We start from the raw sequence: 6,271 nt of genomic DNA, 5'->3' as shown, positions 1-6,271 counted from the left end.
TACCGGTTACGGATGAAGCCACGCCAACACATTGTAACCGTTAAAAGTCTTTGGGAAGGGGATCCGGGGGGAACCCTTTCTACAGAAAGGGTTCCCCCCGGATAGTCCCTCTATCCCATGCATGTCTTTGCCTTGAACGCCGGGAGCGAGGTCATGGCGGGGGTGCCCGCGAGGTTGATTTCGCAGGCGCAAAACGCGCCCAGCGGCAGGGGCCAGAGGAAGGAGTTGCATTGTCGCCAGGGCGTTTTCTCGCGCCAGGTGGATTTCGGACCGGGCAGCACCGAGGCCGTGCGCTGGCAGCGCCTGCCCAGGTTCGCGCGCACGAGCTTTCCCATGGCGCAGGGCGAGAACCAGCGGGCCTCGCGCAGCGGTCCGCCGCGACGTCCGCCGAAAAACCGCATGGACAGGCCGTAGAGGGAACAGCGGTTGAGGTAGCCGACCAGGATGCCCTTTCTGGCCACCCGGCCGGCCTCGGCCAGGACCGCGCCCGGGTCGGGGCAAAATTCCAGTACGGTCAGCAGCACGCAGAAATCGAAGGCGTGGTCGTCGAAGGGCAGATGGGCGGCGTCGCCGAGATGCAGATCCGCCTTGTCGCCAAGGCGTTGCCGGGCCGCCTCCAGCATGGCCGGGGCGGCGTCGAGGCCGGTCACGTCGAAGCCGGCGTTGTGCAGGACGTCGAGGAAAATGCCCGTGCCGCAGCCCACCTCGAGCAGGCGTTGGCCGCGACGGGGCCAACCGGCCGTCATATGCTCGAGCAGCCGCATTTCCCGCTTGAGGGCGAACTCCCCCGTCGGGGTGGTGAACCAGGCATCGTAACGCCTGGCTGTCTCGTTGTCCCACATGACCGCGTTGGCGACGCCAGGCCCCGTCCCGGGCCTCGCTTCCGGCGCGCCTGCCTCCTCGAAACGTCCGACCAGCTCCGCCGATCCGGGAAAAGCACGGCGTCGCCGCCGCGCGTTGTCGGCAGCCGCCGTCAACAGGCGTTACCAGAAACCGCCCGGCCTTGGCAAAAGCCGTTTTTGCCCGTGAAAACGGAACGGCCCTACTGGCGGATCATTTTATGCAGGACGGTGCGGCCGCCGTAGTTGTGCCAGACGCTGCCGTCCTTGACGAGGTAGGTGCTCGGCTCGGTGTCGCTGACCAGACGGTCGCCGTTGATCGTAAACGGCATCCAGCCCTTGTGTTCCTCGAGGGTCTTGCCGTCGCGCCAGTCGTAATACACGGCGTATTTATCGCCCTTTTTCACCAGGCAGTACTGGTAGCTGTTGGGGCGGTGATATTCCGACGGGCGCGAACGCAGGTAGCAGCCCATAAGCAGGGGATCGGGCGCCTTGAGCACCCTGGCATAGACGGTCGGTTCGCCGGCAAGCTCCATTTTGGAGGCCGCGCCGCCGCATCCGGCGAGCAACAGGACCATGGCCGCAACCAGAACGACACGCTGCATAAAAAGGCTCCTCGGGCAAAAAAGGGTTGGCGGGGCGTCGGCCGGAGTCCGACCGCGCCCCGGGGTTGCGGCCACTGTGCCGGAAAACGGCGTCAGCGCCTAGGTCCGGGACCGGGACGCGGGCCTGGGCCCGGACGCCCGATCGGACCGGGGACGATCCCAGGCCCGGGACCGCGCCAGGGGCCGACGGCCGGGCCGGGGCCGCGCCAGGGACCGGGAGCGGGCCAGGGGAAGCCGATCACGACGTCGGGACCGGTATAGACGGGGTAGCCCGGATAGTACGGATACGGATAGCCGGGGTAATAGGGGTAGCCAGGGTAGCCCGGATAGACCGTCACCGGCCAGCCCGGGCCGGGCCACGGGCCGGGGCCGGGACCGGGGCGCACAACGGGCCCCGGCCCGACAATGGGACCGGGACGCACGACGGGCCCGGGACGCACGACAGGGCCGGGAACGCCGATGGGGCCGGGCCGTATCGCCGGGCCGGGGCCTCCGGGCCTGGGCTGGGCCGCCGCCATGTTCGCCGCCATCGGCAAGGACAGGACCAGGGCCAAAATCGACCAAGCGATACGCCGTTTCATGGTCGCCTCCTTGTCAGGACACACACTCTCACACGATACCCATTCGGGCGACGATGACAAGAGGGGCGATCGCCTTTATCGTATCGGCAAAAGGAGCGACGATGACGGACGGAAAAGGCGCGGAGCGCGGCCGGGGAAGCGCGGCGCTGCTGGCCGAGGGCAACCCGGCGGCGCGGGAGGTCCTCGCGACCCTGCTCGCCTCCCGCTTCGAGACCGTGCACACGGCGGCAAACCTCGAGGAAGCCCTGGAGGCGCGGGCCGGCACGCCGCTCGACATGGCGCTCGTGGCCGCGAACCTGCCCGGCGGGGCGGCTTCCCTGGCCATGGCCCTGCGCCGGGACGACGCGCCCGTGCCGGTTTTTCTCACCGGCGCGCCCGAGGACATCCTGGCCGTTTTGACCACCGTGTCCCTGCCGGGGGCGCGCGTGGCGGTGCGGCCCTTCGATCCCGCATCCCTCGGCGCGGCCTTCGACGAAGTCCTGGAGGAAATCGCCGCCAAACGCCTGGCCGAGGAAGCCTGGGACCTGACCCGCCATCTGCTCGACGACGCGCCCCAGCCCATGGCCATAGTCCACGCGGCCAGGGTGGTCTTTTGCAACCGGGCCCTGCTGCGCTTCATGGGGCTCACCTCCTTTCACGAATTCACGGCCAGGGGCCTTTCGCTGGAACGGTTTCTGGCCGACGCCCCGCCGCAGGGGGGACTTGCCGCCTGGATGCGCCGGCTGGAGGAAGACCCCATCGACCGGGAACACCGGCTGCGCCTGACCCATCCCGACCGGCCCGGCCAGCCGGCCCATGTGTTCCAGGCCGCGGTCACGCCGCTTCCGGGCCGCGACCGCCGGCTTTTGACCCTCGCCGACGTGACGGAGCTGGAGCTGGAGCGGCGGGAGCTGCTGGACCTGGCCAACCTCGATCCGCTCACCAGGGCGCTCAACCGCCGCAAGCTGGCCGACGTGCTCACCGACGAGGCGGCCCGGGCCGATCGCTACGGCGCGCCGCTGTCGGTGGTGCTGCTGGACATCGACCACTTCAAGGCCATAAACGACACCCATGGCCATGAAGCGGGCGACGCGGTGCTCGTGGAGCTGGCCGGCCGGTTGCGGGCCACGCTGCGCCAGGTGGACCGGCTGGCGCGGTTCGGCGGCGAGGAGTTCGTGGTGGTGGCCCCGGGAGTGGGGCTCGAAGCGACGGCGGAGCTGGCCGAACGGCTGCGGCAGGCCGTCGCGGACAAGGATTTCGCCGCCACGGGCCGGGTCACGGCCAGTTTCGGCGTGGCCGAGCGCGTCCCCGGCGAGGACCCCGAACGCGCCCTGGGCCGGGCCGACAAGGCGCTCTACCGGGCCAAGAATTCCGGACGCAACAGGGTGGAGCGCGACGCGACGCCCCTAACACAGAAGTAACGGGAACCATGGACGCCACGGACAAACGCATTCTCGACATCATCCAGACCGGCTTCCCCATCGCCTCCCGGCCCTACGCCGCCATAGGCGAGGCGGTCGGGCTGACCGAGGCCGAAACCCTGGCCCGGGTGCGGGCGCTTAAGGGCAAAGGCATCATCCGCCGTATCGGGGCCAACTTCCAGTCGGCCAAGATCGGCTTTTGCTCGACCCTGTGCGCCGCCTCGGCCCCGCCGGAAAAGCTCGACGCCTTCATTGCCGCCGTCAACGCCCATCCCGGCGTCACCCACAACTACCTGCGCCAGCACGCGCTCAATGTCTGGTTCACCATGATCGGCCCCTCGCGCGAGCATATCGCCGAGGCCCTGGCCGCCATCACCGCCGAAACGGGCATCCCCATCCTGAACCTCCCGGCCGACCGGCTCTTCAAAATCCGGGTGGATTTCGCCATGAGCGAGGGCGCGGGTCCCGAAACCCCGGCCTGACCTGGACACGGCGGCAGAAGGACTTAAAGGATAATGGCCCGTTAGATTTCCCCTTGGAGGTTGCCATGCCCGATGCCATCCACGCCGTGTGTCCCAAGTGCCTCGCCGTCAACCGCGTCCTGACCGGCCGTTTGGACAGCGGGCCGGTGTGCGGCAAATGCCGCGCCCCCATCCTCGAACCGCACCCCGTCACCCTGACCGGCGCCACCTTCGATACGTTCCTGTCCAAAAGCGACCTGCCCGTGCTGGTCGACTTCTGGGCGCCCTGGTGCGCACCCTGCCGGGCCATGGCCCCGGCCTTCGACCAGGCGGCGGCCATGCTCCACCCCCGGGTGATCCTGGCCAAATGCGACACCCAGGAGGAACTGGCCATCGCCGACCGCATGCGCATCCAGGGCGTGCCCACCATGGCCCTGTTCGTCGGCGGCCAGGAAAAAGCCCGCACCTCCGGCGCGCGCGGCGCGGCCGACATCGTGGCCTGGGTACGGCAGAATTTGTAGTAGTGGTAAAGGGATGTGAGATGCCGGGGGGAAACCTTTCTTGCAGAAAGGTTCTCCCCCCGGACCCCCTTTCCAAAGACTTTTAATGATTACAATATATTGTCGTCATACCTGCTGTAACCGTTAGAAGTTTTTGGGAGGGGAGAGCGCGAGAGGGGAACCCTTTTTTCAAAAAGGGTTCCCCTCTCGCACCTTCTTCCCTTCCTCAAAGGAGACTACCATGGCTTCTCTGGAAATCGACAGGGAGCGGTGCGCACGGGATGGGCTATGCGCCCTGGAGTGTCCGCTCTCGCTCATTGACATCGACGAGGCGGGCTATCCCGTGGCCACGGCGCATCTGGAGGCGTCCTGCATCGGTTGCGGGCATTGCGTGGCCGTGTGCGCCAAGGGCTGCCTGCGCATCGACGGGATCGACCCGGACGAACTGCCCGACGCGCCAAGGACGCCGGACGTGTTGCCGGAAGCGCTTTGCGCCTGGATGACCGGGCGGCGCTCGGTACGCAACTTCAGCGACCGGCGCGTACCGCGCGGACTGATCGAAACCTGCCTGGAAACGGCGCGCTACGCGCCTTCGGCCCTCAATTTCCAGCCGGTCGAGTGGCTCGTCATAACCGATGCGGCCGCCATCCGCACCCTGGCCGGGCTGTGCGCCGACTTTTTCCGCGCCGCGGGAAGCAGCCAGCGCTTCATCGAGCCCTTCGACGCCGGCCGGGAAACCATTCTGCGGGGCGCCCCCTGTCTGGTGGTGGTCCACGCCGACGCGGCCGCGCCCATCCCGCCGGCCACGGACTGCGTCATCGCCCTGACCCATTTCGAGCTGGCCGCCCATGCCCTGGGACTTGGCGCCTGCTGGGCCGGACTCGTGCGCCGGGCCGTGGCTTCCCACGCGCCGGCCCGGGAGTTCCTCGGCCTGCCGCAGGGCCACGAGATGTACGGGGGACTCATGGTCGGCTTTCCGCGCTTCGCCCTCAAACGACTGCCGCCGCGAAAGCCCCTGTCCATTGTCTGGCGTTAGGGCGCGGGGGTGTTTTCCGAAAAAGCCGCCGCGTCCAGGGTGATGGTCCGCGTCCATTCGGGCGTGCCGGGATCGGCCAGGCGCAGATACAGCCTGCCCGGACCGGACGGCGGCATGGCCACGGCAAAGGTGGCCACGGTGCGCACGGCCTTTGGCCTGCCGCCCGTGCGCCAGATCCCGTCCTCCGGCCCGTCGGCCGTGTCCCGGGACAGGGCGAGGAGGGCGGCGAGATTCGCGGGCCGAGGCAGATCGCCCAGAAGCCCGGCGATGCGCGCCGCCCGGGTCCGGCTCGACGCGCCGATGCGGACATTGGCGTCGGCAAGGGCCGGCTCCAGATAATGGTTGGTCTGCCACAGCACGCCGTCGGCGGTGCGGGAAACGGCGTAGCGGCCGCCAGGGGCCACTTCCACCCGGGCCAGCCCGTGCCGGTCGGACAAAAGAAGCATGCACGGCTTGCCCCGGCCGAAAAGATCGGCCCGGGCCACAGCCGCGGCGACGCTGCCGCAGTCCGTCAACAACCGGCGCAACAAGCCGCTCATGGGGCTCTTGCCCCGCCGGGCCTCGCGGGGAACGCTGCCCGCCGTGGCCGAAACCACGGTGAGTCCGGCCTCGTTGACCCCGGCCTTGAGCCCGGAAGCGCCGCCGCCTTCGGCAAAAAGCCCCAGATAGCGATGCCCCTCCCCGGGCGTGACCAGCACGAGCCGCTGGGCCTGCACCGGCCGCCAGTCGCGGTTTTTGACCAGCAGCGTGCCGCCGCCGGCCACGTCGGACCCGGCAAGGCCAAAGAGAGTGCAGGCCCTCCCCGGGCCGGCCGCCAGAAGGACCAGCAGCAGCACAGGCAGGGCGTAC

The 6,271-nt window shown here is 68.8% G+C and carries 8 protein-coding genes; 4 read left to right on the top strand and 4 right to left on the bottom strand.

The features are described from left to right. Positions 1–110: 110 nt before the first annotated feature. The 3 genes from DESFRDRAFT_RS07945 to DESFRDRAFT_RS22090 all read right to left on the bottom strand — a co-directional run bounded on the left by DESFRDRAFT_RS07945 (position 111) and on the right by DESFRDRAFT_RS22090 (position 2,025). Positions 111–842, bottom strand: coding sequence for a class I SAM-dependent methyltransferase (locus tag DESFRDRAFT_RS07945; protein WP_005992822.1), 732 nt, complete (start codon positions 840–842; stop codon positions 111–113). A 200-nt stretch (positions 843–1,042) separates the two neighbouring features. Continuing rightward, positions 1,043–1,444, bottom strand: a complete 402-nt coding sequence (locus DESFRDRAFT_RS07940) for a hypothetical protein (RefSeq protein ID WP_005992821.1) — start codon at positions 1,442–1,444, stop codon at positions 1,043–1,045. A gap of 92 nt (positions 1,445–1,536) precedes the next feature. Continuing rightward, the gene (locus tag DESFRDRAFT_RS22090) at positions 1,537–2,025 is read right to left on the bottom strand and encodes a hypothetical protein (RefSeq protein WP_005992819.1); all 489 of its coding nucleotides are present in this window, start codon (positions 2,023–2,025) and stop codon (positions 1,537–1,539) included. 101 nt (positions 2,026–2,126) lie between these two features. On the opposite strand from DESFRDRAFT_RS22090, the gene DESFRDRAFT_RS07935 reads away from it, so the two are divergent. The 4 genes from DESFRDRAFT_RS07935 (at position 2,127) to DESFRDRAFT_RS07920 (ending at position 5,422) form a co-directional block, all read left to right on the top strand. Beyond that, complete coding sequence (locus DESFRDRAFT_RS07935) at positions 2,127–3,425, top strand: GGDEF domain-containing protein (RefSeq protein WP_005992817.1); 1,299 nt, start codon at positions 2,127–2,129, stop codon at positions 3,423–3,425. 8 nt (positions 3,426–3,433) lie between these two features. Beyond that, positions 3,434–3,907: a siroheme decarboxylase subunit alpha gene (ahbA, locus tag DESFRDRAFT_RS07930; protein WP_005992815.1), complete on the top strand. Its 474-nt coding sequence runs from the start codon at positions 3,434–3,436 to the stop codon at positions 3,905–3,907. A gap of 65 nt (positions 3,908–3,972) precedes the next feature. Then, a complete protein-coding gene (locus DESFRDRAFT_RS07925; protein WP_005992813.1) occupies positions 3,973–4,407 on the top strand; it encodes a thioredoxin family protein in 435 nt (144 codons plus the stop codon). Between the two features lie 220 nt (positions 4,408–4,627). After that, the gene (locus DESFRDRAFT_RS07920; protein WP_005992811.1) at positions 4,628–5,422 is read left to right on the top strand and encodes a nitroreductase family protein; all 795 of its coding nucleotides are present in this window, start codon (positions 4,628–4,630) and stop codon (positions 5,420–5,422) included. On the opposite strand, the gene DESFRDRAFT_RS07915 is transcribed toward DESFRDRAFT_RS07920, so the two are convergent. Continuing rightward, complete coding sequence (locus DESFRDRAFT_RS07915; protein ID WP_052303457.1) at positions 5,419–6,258, bottom strand: C45 family autoproteolytic acyltransferase/hydolase; 840 nt, start codon at positions 6,256–6,258, stop codon at positions 5,419–5,421. The genes DESFRDRAFT_RS07920 and DESFRDRAFT_RS07915 overlap by 4 nt on opposite strands. Between the last annotated feature and the right edge of the window lie 13 nt (positions 6,259–6,271).

This window comes from Solidesulfovibrio fructosivorans JJ], assembly GCF_000179555.1.
Lineage (GTDB): Bacteria > Desulfobacterota > Desulfovibrionia > Desulfovibrionales > Desulfovibrionaceae > Solidesulfovibrio > Solidesulfovibrio fructosivorans.
The sequence above is the reverse complement of the archived record's forward strand: the minus strand, read 5'-3'. Positions and strand labels throughout refer to the sequence as shown.